An 18,791-nucleotide genomic window follows, 5' to 3' on the forward strand; every position below is an offset into this window, starting at 1 on the left:
ATCGAGTTCAACCCGCAGGGGACGCTCGCCGAGCGCATCCGCGCCGGGGGCGCGGGCATCCCGGCCTTCTTCACGAAGACCGGCGTCGGCACCAAGGTCGCCGAGGGCAAGGAGGTCCGCGAGTTCGACGGCGAGCACTTCGTGATGGAGCGCGGCCTCGTGGCCGACCTCGCCCTCGTCCACGCCTACCGCGGGGATACCGAGGGGAACCTCGCCTACCGGAAGACCGCGCGCAACTTCAACCCGATGATGGCGACCGCCGCCGCCGTCACGGTGGCGCAGGTCGAGCATCTCGTCGAGCCGGGCGCGATCGACCCCGACCACATCCACACGCCCGGCATCTATGTCGGCCGCATCATCCACGTGCCGATCCGCGAGAAGCGCATCGAGCAGCGCACCACGCGCAAGCGCGCCGACGCCGCCCCGGCCGCGGCCGGCGGCGGCGCGGTCTGACGTTCGGGAAGGAGAGACGCATCATGGCCTGGACCCGCGACCAGATGGCGGCGCGCGCCGCGCGCGAGCTCGAGGACGGCTTCTACGTGAATCTCGGCATCGGCATCCCGACGCTCGTGTCGAACTTCATCCCCGAGGGCATGTCGGTTCAGCTGCAATCGGAGAACGGCATGCTCGGCATGGGCCCCTTTCCCTACGAGGGCGAGGAGGACCCGGACCTGATAAACGCCGGCAAGCAGACGATCACGGCCCTGCCCACGACGAGCTACTTCACCTCGGCCGATTCCTTCGGGATGATCCGCGGCGGCCACATCGACCTGTCGATCCTCGGCGCCATGCAGGTGGCCGAGAACGGGGATCTCGCCAACTGGATGATCCCCGGCAAGATGGTGAAGGGGATGGGCGGCGCCATGGACCTCGTGGCGGGCGTGAAGCGCGTCGTCGTGGTGATGGAGCACGTCGCCAGGAACAAGGACGGCTCGGAGAGCGCCAAGCTTCTCAAGGCCTGCGACCTGCCGCTCACCGGCACGCATGTCGTCGACCTCGTGATCACCGATCTCGGCGTGTTCACGATCGACAAGAAGGGCGCGGGCGGCATGCGGCTGATCGAGCTCGCCGACGGCGTGAGCGAGGACGAGATCCGCGCCAAGACCGAGGCCGCCTACACGGTCGCGCTCGCCTGACGCTCAGCCGGCGGGGCGGCCCGTTTCGGGACGTTTCCGCCGGGGCGGCCCCCGACAGGGCTAAGCGAAGATTAAGCCGATTCGTCGAATGCTCCCGACCGCCGGGACAGCGAAGCGACGCGTGCCACCGCCCGGCCCTGTTGCAGCCGGGCACGAGGGTGAGTGCGTATGGGTCGCGTATCGACGGCGATGGACAATGTCGTGCCCTTCCGGCGCTCGCCACCGGCCGGCACGGCGGGACCCCGCCCGTCGGGCCTGCGCGAGGGCCAGGCCAAGCGTCGGAGCGACCAGCGCGCGCTGATGGATGCGGTCTACGCCACGGGCAGCCTTGCGGTGGCGGCGGGCGACCGCGACACCAAGCTGACCGCCTCGCGCCTCCAGGTCTACGGCTTCCTGACGATCGAGGAGGTGGGCGAGGACGGCACGAGCCGGCGCCTGCGCCCCTCCGAGGCGATCCGGGCGCGGGCGGAGCGGCCGTGGCGCCTGAGCAAGGCCGCCTACGGCGCGGGCCTCTCGGTGACGATTCCGGCCGTCGACGGCTTCCTGTTCGACACGGCCCTGCAGCCGGCCTGAGGCGGCCCTGCAGGTGATGACGCGGCGCCCGCTTCCGGCTAAACAGGCGGGCACCGCGGGCGCCCATGGCGGCGCTCCCCGGCCGGGCCTGTAGCTCAATGGTTAGAGCCGACCGCTCATAACGGTCTGGTTGCAGGTTCGAGTCCTGCCGGGCCCACCATACCCGCCTCCCTCCGTCGACGGAGATGGTCCCGCCGGGAACCGCAGGTTCGCCGGCGAGACGCCTGGCGCCCGAGGCTCAGAGAACGGAGCCCCGCGGCGCGCCTGCAGGCTTGTAGGTGCCGGCCACCTCGCGCGCGCGCTGGAACGCGTCCTCCATCTCGCGCGTGGTCATCGCCAGCGAGGTCGTCATGTCGGTGATGGCGCCTCCCGCGGCGGCGACGAGGACCGAGGTTGCCATGCCCTCGGTCGGCCCCTCCGCGATGATGAGGAAGTCGTGTTCTCCGAAGGTCATGTAATAGTTCAGGAGCTTGCCCCCCGACCGCACGATCAGGTCGCGGACAGCCTCCTCGCGGTTCTCGGGGTTGGCCATCATGCCCCTGACGGCCTCCGTCGTGAAGCGTCCCTGTGTGATGAACAGCGGCATAGCTTCCTCCCGTGTTCGGCCCGCTGCGACGCGCGGGGCCGAACCGGTTTTAGCGCACCGCCCACGCTCCCGGCGGGTCCGTACGCTTGCGCAGCGGCGGTGGCGGGCCGCGGACGATGGCAATGGCGCGCACATTTGGACGCAGATCCTTGATCGCGCGCGCCGACACCGCACCTGACTCGGGATGAAGTTGCAGAATGGACTGCTCTACCGGACCCGCAGCGGCCGCACGGCCGGGCCGGTCAGGAGGCGCGGCGACCGGGTTCATCCCTGGGAAGGCCTCGTCGAAGGCATGGACGCGCTTCTCAGCTGGACGGATGACGGCCACTTCTACGCGGACGGGAAATCGCACGGGCTCGACCTGGTCGGGCATCTGCGCGGATCCGCCGACAAGGCGATCGACCAGATGACGCTGGAGGATTACCGCCGCGGCATCGCGAGGCTCTACGGGCCGGTCCGTTCCGGCGAGTGAGGGCGGGGCCGGGCCCCACCCTCGCGGCCGAGGCTCAGTCTCAATTCGCCGGCGGCGTCAGGGTTAGCTTGCCCTTGAAGGGCGCGTCCTGGTTCTTCGTGCTCGTGCAGGCGTAGTCCTGGCTGCCCGCCTTCATCGTCCGCAGGCGCAGCGTCCCCTTGCCGTTCTGCTTCACGAGGTAGCCCTTCTCGCTCATCACGTGGATGAGATCGCCGTCGGCGTGCAGCACGCGGCCGTTCTCGAACTGGTCGCCCATCGTGATCGTCACGGGTGCGCTCGCCTGGCTGACGACGTGGAGTTCCACGTTCGTGTCGGCCGGCAGCAGCACCTCGGCCGGCGCGCAGACCGGCTTGCCGTTGTCCAGGGTGATGGTCAGCTCGACCGGCGGCATGGCGCTGCTGGCGGGCGGGGGCAGGGGCTTGCCTTCCGCCCAGGCGGGGCCGGCCGCGCATAAGGCGCCGATCGCGCCGAGGGCGAGCAGTGGGATTCGCGACATATCGGGCTCCAAGGATTCCGTGGGGAGGCCCAGGGCCAAGAAGCCCGGCGATCCGGGAGTTCCTGGACGCGACGTCCCGACGCTGCCGGAGGGCTCAGCCGACCGCGACGCTCGTCAGCCTGTCCGCCGCCCGGCGCACCTCCTCGACGATCAGTTCCTCGCTCGGGCTGCCGCCCGCCATGTCGGCCAGCAGCACCGAGACGTCCCGCTTCACGTCCTCCCGAACCTCCGGATTCTCCTCCGACAGCCGTCCGATCAGGACGCCGAGCACGAGCTCCATCGCCACCATCTTCGCGTGAAGGCGCGACAGGTCGTCGAGGGTGTCCGGATCGTTGGTGTTCATGTCCTGCTCCATCCGTGCGCTGAGCTCCCTGTCGTCGGCAACGCCGGTCGCGCCTCGCCGGCTCAAGGTGTAGAGCGTCCGGCACGAGGGCAAAGGGCGTCGAGCCCATTCCGGGACGTTGGGGCGATCGAGCATGGCGATGAAGACGACCTACGTGGTGCAGACCTTCGTGCTGAAGCGGAAGCGCCTGACGCCGGGCGACCGCGAGGTGACGGGGACCGAGAGCGGCGCGCTGAAGAAGGCCGAGGCCATGGCTGGCCGGTTCCCGGGCACGGCGGCGCTCAAGGTCGTGGCCGACGACGAGACGGGAGAACTGGAGAGCGCCACCATCCTCGCGCAGTTCGGCGAGGTGCCGGACGATTTCGCCGAGAGCCTGCAGGGCGGCTGAGGGGAGATCCGGCGGCCGATCCCGCCCGCAGGGCGCGACTGTAAGCGGGCCTCGCCGCCCCTTGGCGGGGCGGGCGACGCCTATTTCGTGATCCGCACCGAGACCGGGTCGCTGCCGGGGAAACTCTCCTCCACGCCTTCGTCGAGGCGCTGGTCCGCGCGCGCACGCTCGTTCTCGGGAAGGTCCCTGTCCGGCCGCCGGGCGACCGGACCCGGCTCGAAGACGGGGCGGCGGCCCCGGCCGGATCGCCGGATCTCGTCGTAGACGAGGAGGCTCAGGCCCGCACCGATCAGGAGGGCCGGGAGCGGGTAGGCGCGGATCGTCGCGGCAAGCTGCCCGAAGCCCTCGTTCAGCGTGCGGCTCGATTGCCGCAGCCCCGCGAGGTCCCTGGCGAAGCCGGGCGCGGTCAGGCGGGATTGAAGGGCCCCGAGCGTCTGATCGAGCCGCTCGCGGCTCGCCTCGACGTCGTGCTCCAGCTCGTCGGCCGATCTGCTCATGCGTCCATGCGCTCCGTGATGATCCGTGCATCCTCCTGGACCTGCCGCTCGGTCCGGGCGGGCTCGAGGCTCGATGCGGATGCCTTGCTGCGACCCCACAGCGCGAGCGCGAGGGCCACGGCGGCGAAGAGCCCGCCCACGATGAGGGCCGCCAGCGCCTCGGAATTCAGGAGGACGGCGAGCGCCTTCACCGCGGCGAGGATGAAGACGAGCACCGCGGTGAGCGCGAAGACCGCCGCCGCCACGAAGAGGCTGATGCCGAGGGCGAAGCGCTCCAGCCCCTCGCCCATCTCCCGGCGGAAGAGGGCGATCTCCTTGCCCACCAGATCCTGCGTCTCGCGGATCGCGGCGCCGATGAGGGACGGGATGCTCCGGGTCTGCGCGGTGGCCATCGATGCCTCACAGGTCCGGCGTGGGGAAGACGTCCGCGGGCACGACGGCGTGCGAGCGCGGGATCGGCCGCAACCCGGACGGCTTCAGGACACGGTAGAGCGCGAAGCCGGCCAGCACCGCCGCGGCCACGGCGACGCCGGGGCGACGGCGGATGGCCGCGTCCACCTCATCGTAGAGTTCGGCGGCCGTGCGCCGCTCGATCCCGGCGGAGAATTCCTCGACCCCGTCGGCCGCATTGTCGAAGAAGGCCTTCACGTTCGGGCTGTCAGAGAACCCGTCCCCGCTCGTGCGGATGGCGCCCGCGACGTCCGCGACGGCCCGGGCGACGTCGCTCTTACGCTTCTCGATGTAGCTCTGCGTCTGCCCGCGGACGGCCTGAGCGAACCCGGCGGGGCTCTCCGCCCCGGCATCGACGGGATCAGCCGTCCGATCCGTCCCGACATCGAGCATCACGCGTCTCCTTCATGCCGCATCCTTGAGGCAAGACAAACAACAGGCGCGGCAAGCAGTTCCGCCGGGTCGGCAGCAACGGCGAAGGTGACCACGCTCAGGCCGGACCGGGGCCGGCCAGCGGCTCGCTCAATGCCGTGCGAGGCTCTCGAACTTCGCCTCGGCCCCAAGCCTCTCGCAGAAGCGGGCCAACCGGCTGAGGCTCGGCTCGGCCAAGCCTCCGGCATTCGCGAAGGTCGCGAGCGCGAAGCTGACCAGAAGCTCCGCCTCCTCGTGCGTGACGGCTCGGCCGCTCAGGGTGCTCGCAGCCCCCCGCACCGCCTGCACGGCTTGCCGAAACGCCGGATCGCCCTTCAACTCCTCGAGGCGTGACGCCACGTCGATCTCCCAACACTGATCCGCCAAGCTCGGCGGATGCCGCTCATTTCACGAACCTCTCCCGGGCCTCATCGGAGGTGAAAGGCGATCCAGAGGGCGCAGGCCAGCGCGCCTCCGATCAGGAGCCATCTGACGATCCCGGTCAGGACGGCCCAGGCTTCATCGCGATCCGCCTCTCGCCTGCAGGTGCCCGGTGAGACGCAGATAGGAGCCGGAACAGGCTCCGCTAGCCCCGGCCGCCCGGATGCGGCCCTGCCCCGCGGATCGGGGGTCCCGACCGCGCCGGTGGCAGCGTCGGCACGGAGCCCGGCGCAGGGCAGGCTTCGGCCTGCCGAGCCGGACCGGCCGCTCGAGGGCGCGACTGCCGGCCCAATCCTTCGTCAGGCCGCGTTGCGCGCCGATCCAGCCTTCCCCGGCGCCTGTCCCGGCTGCGAGACGGCGCCGGCCTCGTCGCCGCGCGCGGCCCCGATCGCGACCGCCTCTTCGCAGAGGGCCGCCGCGAGCAGGCGTGCGCGCTCGACCCAGCGGTCGCGCTCCTCGCGCAGGACGGCGAGCTGGTCCCGGGCGGTGGCGAGATCGACCTGGGCATCGTCGAGTTCGTTGCGCAGGGCGCTCGTGCGCTCGCGCTCGCTCGCGAGCGCCGCCTTCAGGATGATGAGCGCCGCCTCGCTCGCGCCGCGCGGTTGCCGGCGCGCCACCGCGTCCCGCTGCGCCCCGGCGCGGGGCGCCTGCCCGGTCTGTTGCCCAGTCTCTTGCGCGGTCCCGAGATCGGACCAGATCTCGCCGATCTCGGCCCGGACCCGCGTCACGTCGAGCGCGGCCGGAGCGGGGCCGAGGTCGGGCTCCTCCCGCGCCGGGGCGGGAGCCGCGGCCAGACCTTCCTCCTCCAGGACGAGGCCGTGCAGCATGGCGAAGACGGCGTCGCCGTCGAGGCGCGAGAGGTCGAAGCCGCTCTCGGCCGCGAGCCCGCTCCAGCGCGAGCGGCCCTGCGCCGAATGGCCCACGAAGGCCATCGACCAGTTCGCGAAGCCGCGGCTCTCGACCGGGCCGCATTGCAGGACGGTGACGTCGCCGTGGCGCATGTCGCGCTGGATGCGCTCGAACGTATCCTCCACGCCCCTGCGCGGCCCCTCCAGCACCTGCGCGAAGGCCCCCGCATTGAACATCAGCGCGCCGGTGACGCCGGCCGCGGGATTGTTGCGCTGGGAGGTCGCGAGGATCTGCGCCACGGAGGCGGCGGCGTCCGCGTCGGAGCCCGGCAGCAGGTTCTTGCTGGCGTAGACGAGGCGGTAGAGGTCGCTCATGGTCGAGCTCCGATCGGGTCAGGCGGGGGAGCGCTGGCGCGTCAGGAGCGCCACGAGGTCGTTGGCCGGAACCGGCCGGCTGATGAGGTAGCCCTGGACGTCCGTGCAGCCCTCCGCCCGGATACGCTGCATCTGCTCGGAGGTCTCGACGCCCTCCGCGACCGTCGTCATGCCGAGGCTCTTCCCGAGCCCGGCGATGGCCCGGATGATGGCGTCGCCATCGGGCTTCGACGCGAGATCCTTCACGAAGGACCGGTCGATCTTGATCTTGTCGAAGGGAAACGAGCGCAGGTAGCTCAAGCTCGAGTAGCCGGTGCCGAAATCGTCCATCGAGACCCGGACCCCGAGGTCGCGCAGGCGGTGAAGCGTCTGCAGCGTCTTCTCGCCCTCCTGCAGGAGCACACCCTCCGTGATCTCGACCTCGAGCCGCGGCGCCGGCAGCCCGGAGCTCGCCAGCGCCGACAGGATCATCTCGACGAGGCGATCGCTCTTGAACTGCGCCGGCGAGACGTTGACCGCGATCGAGAGCGGCACCGGCCAAGCGGCGGCGTCCCGGCAGGCCTGGCGCATGACCCACTCGCCGATCGGGACGATCAGCCCGATCTCCTCGGCGAGCGGGATGAACTCGGCCGGCGAGACCATGCCGCGTTCGGGATGCCGCCAGCGGATCAGCGCCTCGCAGCCGGTCAGCTGGTTGGTCTCCAGGTTGAGCTGCGGCTGGTAGTGCAGCTGGAACTCCCGGCGGGCGAGAGCCTGCCGCATGTCGAGCTCCATCTGCCGGCGCGCCTGCATGCGCGCGTCCATCTCGGGCTCGAAGAACCGGTAGGTGCCGCGCCCGTCGAGCTTGGCGCGGTAGAGGGCGAGGTCCGCATTCTTGAGGAGCCTGTCGGCATCCCGTCCGTCGTCCGGCGCGAAGGCGACGCCGACGCTCGCGCCGATAGTGAGAAGGTGGCCGTCCACCATGTAGGTCCGGCCGACGAGGTCCACGAGGCGGCGCGCGAGGGCCTGCGTGTCGCCCGGGTTGGACACGGCCGTCTGGAGGATGACGAACTCGTCGCCGCCGATCCGTGCAACCGTGTCGGTCGCCCGGAGCGTCGATCGCAGGCGCTCGGCGACCTTGACGAGCAGGGCGTCGCCGACCGGGTGACCGAGCGTGTCGTTGACCGGCTTGAACCGGTCGAGATCGATCACCAGCAGGGCGCAGCCCTCGCCCGACCGCGCCAGGCGTGCGAGCGCCTCGTCGAGGTGCTCGCGCAGGAGCAGGCGGTTCGGCAGCCCGGTCAGCGGATCGATGCGCGCGCGCTCCTCGGCCTGGGCCTCGGCCGCGCGCCTCAGGCTGACATCCGCCACGCTGACGGACCAGCCCCCGTCGTCGACCGGATGGAGTTCGATTTCGAGGCAGGCCGTCTCGATGGCGAGCTCGAAGGCGGCCGATCTGCGCTGCTCCAGGGTGCAGCGCAGCTGCCGCGCAAGGGCGCGCCGACCATCCCGCGGGGCGAGGCGCAGGGCGAACAGGATCTGCCGCGACGATACCCGGTCGGGCGTCTCCTCGCCCGGCAGGCCGAGAAGATGCGTCACGCGATCCGTGCGGAGGATGATGCGGCCGAGGCGGTCGATCAGCAGCAGCCCCTGCGGAAGGGCGTTGAGCCCGGCCAGCAGCGCCGGAGCGGGTCGGGCGCGGTCGCCGCCCGCCGGATCGAAACCCACCTGCAGAGCGGGGAGGGCGCGAAGGGATGGAGGCATTCTGTGATCGACCCGGGTGCCGCTCAGCGTACGCAGAATGAATAAGCGCGCCGTATCAGGCCAGCATCACAGCATCCTGTTGTTAATTTTCAAATAAGGTGCTCTCCATCCACACAGTTTACTCAATTGATCTATGTTATGTCGGTTTGTTTCCGAAGCGTCCCGGCGCCGCTCCTGCGGCCCTCGAAGACGGTGCCGCCGTTCGCAGCGTGGATACGGGAGGACGGCCCAAATCGGCGCGCGCACGCCTCAGGAGCGCCGCTTCGGGACGACGGTGATGGCGCCCGTATGCTCGATGATGGCCGATTGCACGTCGTCGAGGTTCGTGATGCCCTGCTGGCGCATCTCCGCCATCACGTCGCGCGCGTCGATCCGCCGATGCCGCATCTGCGACTGATCCCAGCGGCCATCGGAATAGATCACGACGGGATTGCCCTCCGTGACCATGCCGATGGTCGGCCAGACGCGCTTCAGCGCCGACAGCAGGGTGTGCAGCCCGGCGATCGTGCAGAGGGCGAGGATGGCTCCCGTCACCGAGCGATCGTCGCCGAGGATCGGGGGAACGGCCATCCCGCCGAAGAAGAAGATCACCACCATGTCGAGGGGCGTGGCCGAGCGCATGATCCTCTGGGTCGAGAGCCGCAGCAGGATCAGCACGACGAGATACATCAGGGCGGCGCGAAGAACGATGTCCATGGGCGCGTCTCTCCGCGGTCTCGAAGGTTCGTCAGGGATAGATGAAGAGCGGCAGGCTCAGCCGCTCGCCCTGGGCGGAGATCGAGCCGTCGACGCGGCCGACGCGGCTCGGGGCCAGCTTGAAGAGCACGCTGCCCTGCCGCTCCGGCCCGAGCCGGAACGTGTAGGTCACGCCGTCGGGCGTGGCATCGACGGAGGCGGCGCGCGGCTGGGTCGCGTTGATCGAGACGTGATCGAGGAGATCGGCGCCGATCTCGACGCGCAGCATGTCGCCGGGCAGCGGCTGCGTCGCGGACACCTTCATCTCGGCCGGCGCATTCGCCCGCAGGAGGCGTTCGTAGGTCACGGTGAGCGGTTGCGTAGGGAAGGTCCGCGTCATGCGCGAGAGCCAACCCTGACCGAACAGGCCGACCAGACCCGCGACGACGACGAGGGCGATCAGGCTCTGCAGCACCGACTGGGCGCGGCTCCAATGCCTCTCGAAGCCCGGATTGGGCTCGATCTGCGTCTGCGTCGCCTCCGTCGAACTGATCATGCGGCGCGGTCTCCCGAGTGTGGCCGATGGCTACAACCCAGGGTGAGGCGAAACCTATCAGAGGCTGCGACGACGGCGCGCAGCCCGGCCGGCACCGGTCTGGGAGCCGATCGGAACCGTGGCGGATGCGACGGTGCGGCGACCTGAGGGGCTGCCCGGGCCCCTAGACCGACGCCTCGGCCCTGCAGCGGCCGATCGCCCAGCGGACGAGCTTGCGTACGTCGGGATCGGGATCCTCGGCATGGATTTCGAGGGCGGCGAGGCCGCGCGGGTCGGCGATCTCGCCGAGCGCCGCGGCGGCCTCCTTGCGCAGGTTGCTCACATCGGAGGCGAGCGCCCGCCCGAGCACGTCGACGGCCGAACGGGCCTTGATGCGGCCGAGCGCGTTCGCCGCCTTGGTGCGCACCTGCCAGACCGGATCGTCCATGGCCGCGATCAGCGGGTCGACGGCCTCCGGCAGCCGGATCTTGGCGGCCGAGACCGCGACTTGCTCGCGGACCTGCCAGTTCGCGTCCCCGAGGCCGGCGAGCAGGGTCGGGACGCCCGGTCCGCCGGGCCGCAGGAAGACGAGGGCCGCCATGGTGGCGCGGCGCACGCTCGCGTCCGGGTCCCCGGCGGTGGCGATAAGGGCGGGCAGCGCCTCCTCGGCCTTGAGGTAGCCGATCACGCCGAGGCCCTCGCGGCGCACCTCCGGCACCGGGCTGCGCAGCGCGCGGAGCGCGGCCGCCAGCGCGTCCGGCAGCACGAGGTCCCGCAGCGCGCGGAGCGCCGCGGCCTGGACGAAGGGGTCGGCGTGCTCGGCCCGTTCGATCAGGAGCGGCCCGCAGGCCGGCTCCTTCTTCTCGGCGAGCGTCTCGGCGGCGATCTGGCGGACCGCCTCGTCCGCGTCCTCCAGCGAGCGCACGAGCCCCTCGACCACCTCCGGCCCGTCATGCTCGTCGAGGGCGCGGGCGGCGGCCGCGCGGACCGCGGCATCGGGATCGGCCAGCCCCTTCAGCAGGAGGATCGTCGCCTCGGGGCCGACGGCTTCGGCGAGCTCCATCACGGCGACGCAGCGGATCCCGGGATCGGGATCCGCGCAGCGCCCGGACAGATCCTCCAGATCGTCGTCGAAGGTCTCGAACGGAGATGCCATCGCGAGCCTCAGCGGAGCAGGTAGGGGATGTTGACCGTGACCGCGTTCGTCGGGCAATCGACCTCGCAAGGCATGCAGTACCAGCACTCGTCGTATTTCATGTAGGCCTTCTGGCGGGTGTCATCGATCGCGAGGATGTCGAGCGGGCAGACATCGACGCAGACCCGGCAGCCCTTCTCGGCGATGCATTTGTCGTCGTCGACGATGACCGCGGCGCTCTTGGCCTGATGGATGATCGGCATGGGTTCAAGTCTCCGGAATACGGGTGACGATCACTCGGCGGCGGCTGGAATCCTGATGCGGAGCTGGTGGTAGGCGTTCATCTCCTCGGCCGCGACGGGCACGATGAAGGGGTCGACCGCGCGCTTGGCGTGGGCCATGCGGCCGGCCTCGTCCTTGAAGAGCACCGTGTGGCAGGCCCACTCGGCGTCGTCCGTCTCCGGATGATCGACGCGGAGATGGTAGAAGCCCCAGCGGCTCTCGGTGCGGTAGAGGGAGGCGGCCGCCGCCATGTCGGCGCAGTCGAGGATCGACTGCATCTCGAGCGCCCGGAGCAGTTCATGGGGATCGCGGGCGCAGAGGAGGCCGAGATCCTCGCGGATCTCCGCGAAGCGGCGCTGGCCGAGCCTCATCTTGGCCGTCACCTTCGGCGGCTCCAGGTAATCGTTGACGAGGCGGCGGGTCTTGAACTCCATCTCGTGGGGGGTGAGCCCATCCTCGCGCCGCGTCGGGGCCAGAACCCGCTCCTGCTCGGCGGCGAGGTCGCCCGCGTCGTACGAGGCCAGGCTCGTGCCCGCGCAATAGGCGGCCGCGTCCGCACCCGCGATGCCGCCGTTCACGAAGGCGCCGAGCATGTAATTGTGCGGCACGCTCGCCATGTCGCCGACCGCGTAGAGACCGGGCACCGTGGTGCGGGCATGCTCGTCGACCCAGACGCCGGAGGCCGAGTGGCCGGAGCAGAAGCCGATCTCCGAGATGTGCATCTCGACCGGCCGCCGGCGGTAATCGTTGCCGCGGCGCTCGTGGAAGCGCCCGCGGGAGGGCCGCTCGTTGGTGTGCAGGATGGTCTCGATCTCGGAGATCGTCTCCTCGCGCAGATGATCCATCTTGAGGAAGACCGGCCCGTTGCCGCTCTGCAATTCGCGCCAGAATTCCAGCATCATCTGGCCCGACCAGTAGTCGCACTCGATGAAGCGCTCGCCCTTGTTGTTGGCGGTGAAGCCTCCGAAGGGCCCCGTCACGTAGGCGCAGGAGGGGCCGTTATAGTCCTTGATCAAGGGGTTGATCTGGTAGCATTCGAGGTTCGCGAGCTGGGCGCCGGCGTGGTAGGCCATGGCATAGCCGTCGCCGCAATTGGCCGCGTTCTCGTAGGTGCCGAACAGGTAGCCGGAGGCCGGCAGGCCGAGGCGCCCGGCGGCGCCGCAGGCGAGCACCACGGCCTTGGCCTTCACGACGAGGAACTCGGAGGTGCGGGTGTTGACGCCGACCGCCCCCGCGATGCGCCCGTCCGGTCCCTTCAGCAGCCGGGTCGCCATGTAGCGGTTCGTCACGCCGACCTGCAGGCGGCGGAGCTGCCGGTAGAGCACCTTCTTGACGTTGTGCCCCTCGGGCATCGGCAGCACGTAGGTCCCCATGTGGTGGACCTTGCGCATGGTGTATTCGCCGGAGCCGTCCTTCTCGAACTTGACCCCGAGCCTGTCGAGGTACTGGATCATCGGGAAGGAGCCCTGCGCGTAGGCCATCACCGGCTTCTGGTTGACGATGCCGTCATTGGCGACCGTGATCTCCTTCACGTACTGCTCGGGCGTCGCGTAGCCCGGCACGACGGCGTTGTTGAGCCCATCCATGCCCATGCTGATCGCGCCGGAGCGCTTCACGTTCGCCTTCTCCATGAGGACGACGCGCAGGCTCGGATCGGCCTCCTTGGCCTTGATCGCGGCCATCGGGCCGCCGGTGCCGCCGCCGATCACGAGGATGTCGGTCTCGATGATCTCGGTCTTGGGTTGAGGAGCGCTCATTCTGGCCCTGATGGGGTGGGCGCGGGCGACCGCGCGGGACTGGGAGGCGGATCGCCGGGCTCAGGCGGCCGCAGCGGTCGCGGGGCCGGCGCTCCCGCGGGCGAGATCGCGCAGGTAGGGCCAGGGATAGATGCCGCGCGCGTGTCCGTCGGAGAAACCGAGATGGACGGCGTAGCCGCCGATCGGGTCGATGCGCGTCACCGCGGCCGCCTCGAAGGAGGCCGGGAACCGGCCCTGGACCCGGTCCCGCGTGCACCACGCGCAGCGGCAGCCGAGGCGCAAGGCCTCCGCGCTCAGCATCCCGGACGCGCCGTCCCGCCAAGCGAGGCGCAGCGCCCGGCCGCCGGGCGCGAGCACGATCTCGGCCGGCACGGCATCCGGGTCGAAGGGCGGCTCGGCGGGAGGGGTCATGGATCGGCATCCGTCATGGGCCTGTCGTGGCCGACGGATTAGGGACCGGGCGGCCGATCCGAGATAGCAATTACTTGCCTGCCCTCCGCGACTTGCCTGCCCTCCGCGACTTGCCTGCCCTCCGCCACTTGCCCGCCCTCCGCCACTTGCCCGCCCTCCGCGCGTGGCGGCGTTCGAGGCAGCACGCCGATGGCCGGCGGGCCTGCGCGCACCCGGCGAGCCGTCGCGCGGCCCACGCCGCGTTGCCGCCGGAATCGTCGTACGGCGGCGCCTCTTCGAACGCAGGGGTTGCGCCCTAGATCGCAAGCAGGATCACGGCCCGGCACGTCGCGTCCGCCGCCGGCCGAGGGAGAGGGATGGGCATGCGCCAGCACACGAAGTTCCGTTCAGCGCTCGTCGCCGCGGCCGTTCTCGTCGGGTGGGCGAGCGCCGCCTCGGCCGATTGCACCCGGCGGATCTACAACCGCTCCGCCTATGTGCTGGTCGTCAGCCAGGATGGCGGGCCGCCGATCAGCCTGCGGCCCGGCTCCTCGGCGCCCGTGCGGCTCTCGCGGCCGGGCACGCTCGATCTCAGCGTCCAGTGCTCGGCCTACGGGGGAGGGGCCGAGCCCGTCGCCCGCACGCAATTCACCTATCAGGCGCTCCTCGACCGCTGCTACGTCGAGTTCGGCACGCAGTTCTTCGTCGCCGCGCTCGGCCGCGGCTTCTTCGGCACGCAGGGAACGAGCCCGTTCACGGTCAACAACCCGCGTCAGGGAGACGTCGTGCTCGGCCCCTTCGCGGCGAGCTGCCCGGCCCTGAGCCGGCGCGGCTGAGCGGGCGGTCCCCGAACGACAACGGGCCGCCAGTTCGGTGGGATCACCGGAGCTGCGCGGCCCGCTTGCCGTTCGGCCTCCGGATCGGGAGGCCGCAGCGACGGCGCCAGTCTCGGGCCGCATCCCTTAACGGATCGTCAAGAGGCCGCGGCGCCGTCGGGGCAGACGTCCCGCCCGCACCCGAGGCCGGCACAAATCATTTCCAGGAACCCGGGCCCGCAGGGCCGGTTGGTCGCGTACGGCACCCGGCATTCGCCATGCGGGCGCCGCACCCGTCCCTGACGGGCGTTTCCTCCCTCGACTTCGGGCCGCCCTCGGGCGGCCCGCTTTCCGTCAGCCATCGGTCGGGCTCCGCCCGCGCCGGGCCTCAACGGCCGACATCCATCGGCAGGTCGGGGCCGTCGTCGGCGGGCGCGCCGTCATAGCCCTCGAACCAAGCCCGCCGCTCCGACGAGCCCGCGGGGTAGGGGCAGGCGTCCTTCGGCCGTCCGATCGCCCGGGCATGGGCGCCTTCCAGGATCGGGTCGAGCCGCGGCTGATGTCCCTCGGTCATGCGTACCTCCTCGTCGGACCGGCGGTGAACCGCCTTGAAAAGACAACACCGGCGACGCCCGAGGTTCCGGCGCGGCACCGGCCCCCCGAGCCGCCGGACATCGGTCAGTTTGTCGCAGGCTAGGTGACGTTGAATCTCCGCCCGGGGCGGGTCCGCGCACCGGCACGGCCGGCCCGCGGCCCCTGGCATGCCAGCCCGGCCTGGCATAGCGTGCCCGCCCCCGGAACCTCGGCCCGAGAATCGTCCTCAGATGTCCAGCTTCACCCGTCGCAACGCCTTCGGCACCGCCCTCGGCGCGGCCAGCGGCCTCGCTGCCGGCGCACTCGCCCGTCCCGCCTCGGCGGCGGGGGCGGGCGAGGCCCTGTTCCCCCTCGCGCAGGCGACCATCCCGGTCATCGGTCAGGACACGCTCTTCCCGGTCCGGCGGATCTACTGCATCGGCCGCAACTACGCGGCGCATGCCCGCGAGATGGGCTCGGACCCGGCCCGCGAGCCGCCCTTCTTCTTCCAGAAGCCTTCCGACGCGATCCAGGTCGTCGGGCAAGGGGAGGTCGGCGAGCACCCATACCCGGCGCTGACCAAGAACTACCACCACGAGATCGAGCTCGTCGCCGTGCTGAGATCCGGCGGCCGCGACATCCCGAAGGAGCGCGCGCTCGACCACGTCTACGGCTACGCCACCGGCCTCGACATGACCCGCCGAGACCTTCAGCGGGGCATGGGCGACCAGAAGAAGCCCTGGGAGATCGGCAAGAGCTTCGACCAGTCCGCGCCGATCACGCCGATCGTGCCCGTCGCCTCGGGCGGCCACCCGACCAGGGGCCGCATCCGGCTCTCGGTGAACGATGCCGTGCGCCAGGAGGCCGACCTCTCGGACATGATCTGGTCGGTGGCCGAGCAGATCGCGAACCTCTCCGCCGCCTTCGAGCTGAAGGCCGGCGACATCATCTACTCCGGCACGCCGGAGAATGTCGGCCCGGTGGTGCGGGGCGACGTGCTGCGGGGACAGATCGAGGGTCTGCCGGACCTGTCGATCCGGATCGTGTAGGCGCCCCCGGCGAGGCCGCGCCTCACCCCGGCAGGAGGGGCGCCGGCGCGAGCGGGATGCGGACGGCCGTCAGGTCTTCCGAGATCGCCCAGAGGCGGCGCGCGACCGCCCCGTCGCGCGCGTGCGGCTCGACCTCGGCGATGGCCGGGCCGCCCCGGAACTCCCGGAAACCGCTCGGGCCGTAATAGGTGCCGCCCTGCGCCGCCGGCGCCGCCGCCGCGTAGAGGAGGGGCAGGGCGCCCCGGGCGGCGGACTGGCCGATCGCGGCGAAGATCGCGCGGCCCGCGAGCCGGGCGAGGGGCCCGGCCCGATCGCCGCGCCGGGTGATGTCCGTCCGCGCCAGCCCGGGATGGACGGGGATCGAGCGGATCGGCGAGCCCGCGGCCCGCAGGCGGCGGTCGAGTTCGAGGGCGAAGATCAGGAGGGCGAGCTTCGTCTGCCGGTAGGCGACCTGGGCGCCGTAGGTCCGGCGCAGTTGCAGGTCGTCGAAGTGGATCAGGCCGGATCGGTGGGCGATGCTCGCCACCGAGACGACCCGGGAGGCCGGGTCCGGCCTCAGGGACGGCAGGAGAAGCCCGGCGAGGGCGAAGTGGCCGAGATAGTTCGTGCCGAGCTGCCGCTCGAACCCGTCCTCCGTCTCCTCGCGCCGGGGCACCGAGGCGATGCCGGCATTGAGCACGAGCAGGTCGAGGGCTTGCTCTTCGGCCCTCCAGCCGGCGGCGAAGGCGTTCACCGAGGCGAGGCTACCCGTGTCGAGCGGCCGGGCCTCCGGCCGGGATCCGGGACGGGCGCGCCGGATCGCGGCCACGGCGCGGGCCGCCTTGTCCGGGTCGCGCGCCGCGAGCACGACCCGGGCGCCGGCCCCCGCGAGCGCCAGGGCCGTCTCGAAGCCGATCCCGCTCGTGGCACCGGTGATGATGGCGGTCCGCCCGGTCTGGGGCGGGATATCGGCGGCTTTCCAGCCCGAGGGCGGCGCGTCTCCCAATGCCGGGCCTGTACCTGTCATCACGCTCCTCCTGCGGCGCCCCGCGCCGGCTCCCCTCCGACAATCGCTTCGCGGGCCTGGGGTTCGGCCGGCCGAACCGCGCGCGCCCTCGGCGCTTGGGTGGGGCGAGGGTCCGGCCTGTCCGATCGAGGCGGGCGGATGGGAGATCGTCGAACGCTCCCTCTGCGACGAGATGATGGCCGGCCTCGCGAGCCTGCTGCGGGGAGCGGGCCACGATGCGGCCTCGGCCGCGGCGAAGGAATGTTCGAGCGCCCTCCCGGCGCGGCCCGCCACCGATCGGAACATCGAACCACAACCTGGAGTTCGGGATTCAGGTAGGCAGACGAAGCTCCGGCGAAGCTCCGGGACAGGTCCCAGGGAAGAGGCGCAGCGCGATGTCAGAGGCAGAGGATCCGGGCATCGAGCCCAAGGTGCCGAGCGAGCGGCCGGACCCGAAGGCCGCCGGTGCGCCGGCGGGCGGCGCGGATAGGCCGGGCTTCGATCTCGGCGGCGCCGCGGACAAGTCGGTCCAGAGCGGCACGATTCCGAGCACCGGGCCGCGCGGCGATCCGGCGATCGGGAACGACCAGCCGACCGATCGCAGCCAGATGACGAGCCGCAAGGGCACGCCGGCCTGAGGGCCGGCCGGCTGGGGCGAGAGGGTCCGGCCGGCGCGGCCGGACCGGCAGAGGTGTCCCGGCCCCTCGGGGGCCGGGCAGAGATGGGAGGCGACACCGTGGCAGACCTTCACGCACACGATCCTCTCGGGCGGTCGTCGGGGCAGACCGGCTCGGACGCGGGCCGGCCCTCCGACGGCGGCCCAGGCATGGCACAGCAGGCGCAGGAGACGCTCCGCACCGTCGGCGACCGCGCCTCGGAGACCTGGGACGATCTCTCGAAGCGCGGCGCGGACACGTACAGGCAGGGCAGCCGCGCCCTGGGCGAGGTCGACGGCACCACCGCGACGGGCCTGCTGATCGCCGGCGCCGTCGGCTTCGGCATCGCGTGGCTCATCTTCGGGCAGGCCTCGCGATCCAGCGACGACGTCGCCGGTCGCATGAGCGCCGGCAGCGAGCGGCGGCGCTAGCACGGAGCGAGGACTGGACGGACGCTATCGCGCGGCGCGCCGGGCCCGGACACCCGCGAGCATCGCGGGATGGGCCGCGATGGCGTCGGCCGGGCCGGGGGGACCCGGCCCCCGTTGCGGCGCGAGGCGTGGGTCCGGCACAGGCCGATCCTCGATGACGACCTCGACGCTGATCCGGCGTCGGTGCGGGGCGAGCCCGGCCGGCCGCCGGGATCCCGCGAGGGTAAGCACTGCGAACGCGGCGAGCGCGAGGAGGCCGGTGGCGACCGCGCTCCAGCTCGGCGCGGGCTCCAGCATCATCACGACGAGGCCGCCGAGGGCGCAGGCGCCGGCCAGATTTCGAGCGCTGAGGGGATCGCAGGGCATGCGGCAGCCTGCGTGACGGATCTCACCGTTCGACGAAGCAAACCGCTCGGATTGTCCGGATCGGCTCTCGCGGCGGCCCCGTCAGGCGCCGCGGCGAGCCGGGAGCGGCACGGATTCCGCGCCGGTCCGGCCCCATCCCGAGCCGTCGCCCGAGTTCCGGCTCAGGCCGCCTTGCGGCTGCGGCGGCCCTTGCTGGGCTCGTCCTCGGTGCGGCCGCCCGGTCGGCCGAGTCCGATGGACTTGGCGAGTTCCGAGCGCTGGGCGGCGTAGCTGGCGGCCACCATCGGGTAGTCGTTGGGCAGGCCGTAGCGCTGGCGGTAGCTGTAGGGGTCGAGCCCGTGGGTCGAGAGATGGCGCTTGAGCGTCTTGTAGGGCTTGCCGTC

At 71.5% G+C, this 18,791-nt stretch carries 28 protein-coding genes and 1 tRNA gene; 10 read left to right on the top strand and 19 right to left on the bottom strand.

Annotation, left to right across the window (positions count from 1 at the left end):
- The 4 genes from E1J50_RS22130 to E1J50_RS22145 all read left to right on the top strand — a co-directional run.
- A partial coding sequence (locus E1J50_RS22130; RefSeq protein WP_132255940.1) for a CoA transferase subunit A occupies nt 1-453 on the top strand: 453 nt, incomplete at its 5' end.
- 23 nt (nt 454-476) lie between these two features.
- On the top strand, nt 477-1,136 hold the full coding sequence (locus tag E1J50_RS22135) for a 3-oxoacid CoA-transferase subunit B (protein WP_132255941.1): 660 nt from the start codon (nt 477-479) through the stop codon (nt 1,134-1,136).
- Between the two features lie 168 nt (nt 1,137-1,304).
- Nucleotides 1,305-1,709: a hypothetical protein gene (locus tag E1J50_RS22140; RefSeq protein ID WP_132255942.1), complete on the top strand. Its 405-nt coding sequence runs from the start codon at nt 1,305-1,307 to the stop codon at nt 1,707-1,709.
- Between the two features lie 84 nt (nt 1,710-1,793).
- A tRNA-Ile gene (locus E1J50_RS22145) sits at nt 1,794-1,869 on the top strand.
- Nucleotides 1,870-1,947: 78 nt separating this feature from the next.
- On the opposite strand, the gene E1J50_RS22150 is transcribed toward E1J50_RS22145, so the two are convergent.
- Nucleotides 1,948-2,295, bottom strand: a complete 348-nt coding sequence (locus tag E1J50_RS22150; protein WP_165937947.1) for a GYD domain-containing protein — start codon at nt 2,293-2,295, stop codon at nt 1,948-1,950.
- Nucleotides 2,296-2,479: 184 nt separating this feature from the next.
- On the opposite strand from E1J50_RS22150, the gene E1J50_RS22155 reads away from it, so the two are divergent.
- Nucleotides 2,480-2,767 (top strand): hypothetical protein, encoded by a 288-nt coding sequence (locus E1J50_RS22155; protein ID WP_132255944.1) that lies wholly within the window; start codon nt 2,480-2,482, stop codon nt 2,765-2,767.
- 40 nt (nt 2,768-2,807) lie between these two features.
- Here E1J50_RS22155 and E1J50_RS22160 read toward each other — a convergent pair whose 3' ends face one another.
- Together E1J50_RS22160 and E1J50_RS22165 are read right to left on the bottom strand one after the other, a co-directional pair.
- A complete protein-coding gene (locus tag E1J50_RS22160; RefSeq protein WP_132255945.1) occupies nt 2,808-3,263 on the bottom strand; it encodes a cupredoxin domain-containing protein in 456 nt (151 codons plus the stop codon).
- 94 nt (nt 3,264-3,357) lie between these two features.
- Entirely contained in the window at nt 3,358-3,606 is a 249-nt protein-coding gene (locus E1J50_RS22165; protein WP_132255946.1) for a hypothetical protein, read from the bottom strand.
- 133 nt (nt 3,607-3,739) lie between these two features.
- Between E1J50_RS22165 and E1J50_RS22170 the strand changes: the two genes are divergently transcribed.
- Nucleotides 3,740-3,994, top strand: a complete 255-nt coding sequence (locus E1J50_RS22170) for a hypothetical protein (RefSeq protein ID WP_132255947.1) — start codon at nt 3,740-3,742, stop codon at nt 3,992-3,994.
- 80 nt (nt 3,995-4,074) lie between these two features.
- Here the strand turns inward: E1J50_RS22170 and E1J50_RS22175 are convergent, their stop codons facing one another.
- The 12 genes from E1J50_RS22175 to E1J50_RS22235 all read right to left on the bottom strand — a co-directional run bounded on the left by E1J50_RS22175 (nt 4,075) and on the right by E1J50_RS22235 (nt 13,554).
- Nucleotides 4,075-4,491 carry a DUF3618 domain-containing protein gene (locus E1J50_RS22175; protein WP_132255948.1) on the bottom strand — a complete coding sequence of 139 codons (417 nt, stop codon included), beginning with the start codon at nt 4,489-4,491 and terminating at the stop codon, nt 4,075-4,077.
- Nucleotides 4,488-4,883, bottom strand: a complete 396-nt coding sequence (locus tag E1J50_RS22180) for a phage holin family protein (protein WP_132255949.1) — start codon at nt 4,881-4,883, stop codon at nt 4,488-4,490. Before E1J50_RS22180 ends, E1J50_RS22175 begins: the two co-directional genes overlap by 4 nt.
- A 7-nt stretch (nt 4,884-4,890) precedes the next feature.
- A complete protein-coding gene (locus E1J50_RS22185; protein WP_132255950.1) occupies nt 4,891-5,334 on the bottom strand; it encodes a hypothetical protein in 444 nt (147 codons plus the stop codon).
- 129 nt (nt 5,335-5,463) lie between these two features.
- Nucleotides 5,464-5,712: a hypothetical protein gene (locus tag E1J50_RS22190; RefSeq protein WP_132255951.1), complete on the bottom strand. Its 249-nt coding sequence runs from the start codon at nt 5,710-5,712 to the stop codon at nt 5,464-5,466.
- A gap of 380 nt (nt 5,713-6,092) precedes the next feature.
- On the bottom strand, nt 6,093-7,016 hold the full coding sequence (locus tag E1J50_RS22195; protein ID WP_132255952.1) for a BLUF domain-containing protein: 924 nt from the start codon (nt 7,014-7,016) through the stop codon (nt 6,093-6,095).
- 18 nt (nt 7,017-7,034) lie between these two features.
- The gene (locus E1J50_RS22200; protein ID WP_132255953.1) at nt 7,035-8,759 is read right to left on the bottom strand and encodes a putative bifunctional diguanylate cyclase/phosphodiesterase; all 1,725 of its coding nucleotides are present in this window, start codon (nt 8,757-8,759) and stop codon (nt 7,035-7,037) included.
- 249 nt (nt 8,760-9,008) lie between these two features.
- The gene (locus E1J50_RS22205) at nt 9,009-9,455 is read right to left on the bottom strand and encodes a DUF421 domain-containing protein (protein WP_132255954.1); all 447 of its coding nucleotides are present in this window, start codon (nt 9,453-9,455) and stop codon (nt 9,009-9,011) included.
- Between the two features lie 31 nt (nt 9,456-9,486).
- On the bottom strand, nt 9,487-9,990 hold the full coding sequence (locus E1J50_RS22210; RefSeq protein ID WP_132255955.1) for a hypothetical protein: 504 nt from the start codon (nt 9,988-9,990) through the stop codon (nt 9,487-9,489).
- A 163-nt stretch (nt 9,991-10,153) separates the two neighbouring features.
- Nucleotides 10,154-11,125: a HEAT repeat domain-containing protein gene (locus E1J50_RS22220; RefSeq protein WP_132255957.1), complete on the bottom strand. Its 972-nt coding sequence runs from the start codon at nt 11,123-11,125 to the stop codon at nt 10,154-10,156.
- An 8-nt stretch (nt 11,126-11,133) separates the two neighbouring features.
- Nucleotides 11,134-11,367 carry a 4Fe-4S dicluster domain-containing protein gene (locus tag E1J50_RS22225; RefSeq protein ID WP_132255958.1) on the bottom strand — a complete coding sequence of 78 codons (234 nt, stop codon included), beginning with the start codon at nt 11,365-11,367 and terminating at the stop codon, nt 11,134-11,136.
- A gap of 30 nt (nt 11,368-11,397) precedes the next feature.
- Entirely contained in the window at nt 11,398-13,143 is a 1,746-nt protein-coding gene (locus E1J50_RS22230) for a fumarate reductase/succinate dehydrogenase flavoprotein subunit (protein WP_132255959.1), read from the bottom strand.
- 60 nt (nt 13,144-13,203) lie between these two features.
- Nucleotides 13,204-13,554, bottom strand: coding sequence for a DUF971 domain-containing protein (locus tag E1J50_RS22235; protein ID WP_132255960.1), 351 nt, complete (start codon nt 13,552-13,554; stop codon nt 13,204-13,206).
- A 362-nt stretch (nt 13,555-13,916) separates the two neighbouring features.
- On the opposite strand from E1J50_RS22235, the gene E1J50_RS22240 reads away from it, so the two are divergent.
- Nucleotides 13,917-14,369, top strand: coding sequence for a hypothetical protein (locus E1J50_RS22240; protein ID WP_132255961.1), 453 nt, complete (start codon nt 13,917-13,919; stop codon nt 14,367-14,369).
- A gap of 367 nt (nt 14,370-14,736) precedes the next feature.
- Here the strand turns inward: E1J50_RS22240 and E1J50_RS22245 are convergent, their stop codons facing one another.
- Complete coding sequence (locus E1J50_RS22245) at nt 14,737-14,922, bottom strand: ribosome modulation factor (protein ID WP_132255962.1); 186 nt, start codon at nt 14,920-14,922, stop codon at nt 14,737-14,739.
- A gap of 250 nt (nt 14,923-15,172) precedes the next feature.
- Here E1J50_RS22245 and E1J50_RS22250 point away from each other — a divergent pair, with 250 nt between their 5' ends.
- Nucleotides 15,173-15,970 carry a fumarylacetoacetate hydrolase family protein gene (locus tag E1J50_RS22250; protein ID WP_132255963.1) on the top strand — a complete coding sequence of 266 codons (798 nt, stop codon included), beginning with the start codon at nt 15,173-15,175 and terminating at the stop codon, nt 15,968-15,970.
- A 22-nt stretch (nt 15,971-15,992) separates the two neighbouring features.
- Here the strand turns inward: E1J50_RS22250 and E1J50_RS22255 are convergent, their stop codons facing one another.
- A complete protein-coding gene (locus E1J50_RS22255; RefSeq protein WP_132255964.1) occupies nt 15,993-16,976 on the bottom strand; it encodes an oxidoreductase in 984 nt (327 codons plus the stop codon).
- A 374-nt stretch (nt 16,977-17,350) separates the two neighbouring features.
- Here E1J50_RS22255 and E1J50_RS22260 point away from each other — a divergent pair, with 374 nt between their 5' ends.
- Entirely contained in the window at nt 17,351-17,593 is a 243-nt protein-coding gene (locus E1J50_RS22260; protein ID WP_132255965.1) for a hypothetical protein, read from the top strand.
- 98 nt (nt 17,594-17,691) lie between these two features.
- Nucleotides 17,692-18,042: a hypothetical protein gene (locus tag E1J50_RS22265; RefSeq protein ID WP_132255966.1), complete on the top strand. Its 351-nt coding sequence runs from the start codon at nt 17,692-17,694 to the stop codon at nt 18,040-18,042.
- Between the two features lie 24 nt (nt 18,043-18,066).
- Here the strand turns inward: E1J50_RS22265 and E1J50_RS22270 are convergent, their stop codons facing one another.
- Nucleotides 18,067-18,408 (bottom strand): hypothetical protein, encoded by a 342-nt coding sequence (locus E1J50_RS22270; protein WP_132255967.1) that lies wholly within the window; start codon nt 18,406-18,408, stop codon nt 18,067-18,069.
- A gap of 161 nt (nt 18,409-18,569) precedes the next feature.
- On the bottom strand, nt 18,570-18,791 hold a 222-nt coding region (locus tag E1J50_RS22275), incomplete at its 5' end, for a MucR family transcriptional regulator (RefSeq protein WP_207919270.1).

It is taken from the genome of Methylobacterium segetis (genome assembly GCF_004348265.1).
Classification (GTDB): domain Bacteria; phylum Pseudomonadota; class Alphaproteobacteria; order Rhizobiales; family Beijerinckiaceae; genus Methylobacterium; species Methylobacterium segetis.

Coding starts and splice junctions, on each gene's coding strand:
- E1J50_RS22135 (WP_132255941.1), top strand. CDS start 477: ATGGCCTGGACCCGCGACCAGATGGCGGCGCGCGCCGCGCGCGAGCTC.
- E1J50_RS22245 (WP_132255962.1), bottom strand. CDS start 14,922: ATGACCGAGGGACATCAGCCGCGGCTCGACCCGATCCTGGAAGGCGCC.
- E1J50_RS22230 (WP_132255959.1), bottom strand. CDS start 13,143: ATGAGCGCTCCTCAACCCAAGACCGAGATCATCGAGACCGACATCCTC.
- E1J50_RS22235 (WP_132255960.1), bottom strand. CDS start 13,554: ATGACCCCTCCCGCCGAGCCGCCCTTCGACCCGGATGCCGTGCCGGCC.
- E1J50_RS22260 (WP_132255965.1), top strand. CDS start 17,351: ATGTCAGAGGCAGAGGATCCGGGCATCGAGCCCAAGGTGCCGAGCGAG.
- E1J50_RS22205 (WP_132255954.1), bottom strand. CDS start 9,455: ATGGACATCGTTCTTCGCGCCGCCCTGATGTATCTCGTCGTGCTGATC.
- E1J50_RS22165 (WP_132255946.1), bottom strand. CDS start 3,606: ATGAACACCAACGATCCGGACACCCTCGACGACCTGTCGCGCCTTCAC.
- E1J50_RS22240 (WP_132255961.1), top strand. CDS start 13,917: ATGCGCCAGCACACGAAGTTCCGTTCAGCGCTCGTCGCCGCGGCCGTT.
- E1J50_RS22270 (WP_132255967.1), bottom strand. CDS start 18,408: ATGCCCTGCGATCCCCTCAGCGCTCGAAATCTGGCCGGCGCCTGCGCC.
- E1J50_RS22160 (WP_132255945.1), bottom strand. CDS start 3,263: ATGTCGCGAATCCCACTGCTCGCCCTCGGCGCGATCGGCGCCTTATGC.
- E1J50_RS22140 (WP_132255942.1), top strand. CDS start 1,305: ATGGGTCGCGTATCGACGGCGATGGACAATGTCGTGCCCTTCCGGCGC.
- E1J50_RS22255 (WP_132255964.1), bottom strand. CDS start 16,976: ATGACAGGTACAGGCCCGGCATTGGGAGACGCGCCGCCCTCGGGCTGG.
- E1J50_RS22200 (WP_132255953.1), bottom strand. CDS start 8,759: ATGCCTCCATCCCTTCGCGCCCTCCCCGCTCTGCAGGTGGGTTTCGAT.
- E1J50_RS22180 (WP_132255949.1), bottom strand. CDS start 4,883: ATGGCCACCGCGCAGACCCGGAGCATCCCGTCCCTCATCGGCGCCGCG.
- E1J50_RS22150 (WP_165937947.1), bottom strand. CDS start 2,295: ATGCCGCTGTTCATCACACAGGGACGCTTCACGACGGAGGCCGTCAGG.
- E1J50_RS22195 (WP_132255952.1), bottom strand. CDS start 7,016: ATGAGCGACCTCTACCGCCTCGTCTACGCCAGCAAGAACCTGCTGCCG.
- E1J50_RS22250 (WP_132255963.1), top strand. CDS start 15,173: ATGTCCAGCTTCACCCGTCGCAACGCCTTCGGCACCGCCCTCGGCGCG.
- E1J50_RS22225 (WP_132255958.1), bottom strand. CDS start 11,367: ATGCCGATCATCCATCAGGCCAAGAGCGCCGCGGTCATCGTCGACGAC.
- E1J50_RS22155 (WP_132255944.1), top strand. CDS start 2,480: ATGAAGTTGCAGAATGGACTGCTCTACCGGACCCGCAGCGGCCGCACG.
- E1J50_RS22170 (WP_132255947.1), top strand. CDS start 3,740: ATGGCGATGAAGACGACCTACGTGGTGCAGACCTTCGTGCTGAAGCGG.
- E1J50_RS22185 (WP_132255950.1), bottom strand. CDS start 5,334: ATGCTCGATGTCGGGACGGATCGGACGGCTGATCCCGTCGATGCCGGG.
- E1J50_RS22220 (WP_132255957.1), bottom strand. CDS start 11,125: ATGGCATCTCCGTTCGAGACCTTCGACGACGATCTGGAGGATCTGTCC.
- E1J50_RS22175 (WP_132255948.1), bottom strand. CDS start 4,491: ATGAGCAGATCGGCCGACGAGCTGGAGCACGACGTCGAGGCGAGCCGC.
- E1J50_RS22210 (WP_132255955.1), bottom strand. CDS start 9,990: ATGATCAGTTCGACGGAGGCGACGCAGACGCAGATCGAGCCCAATCCG.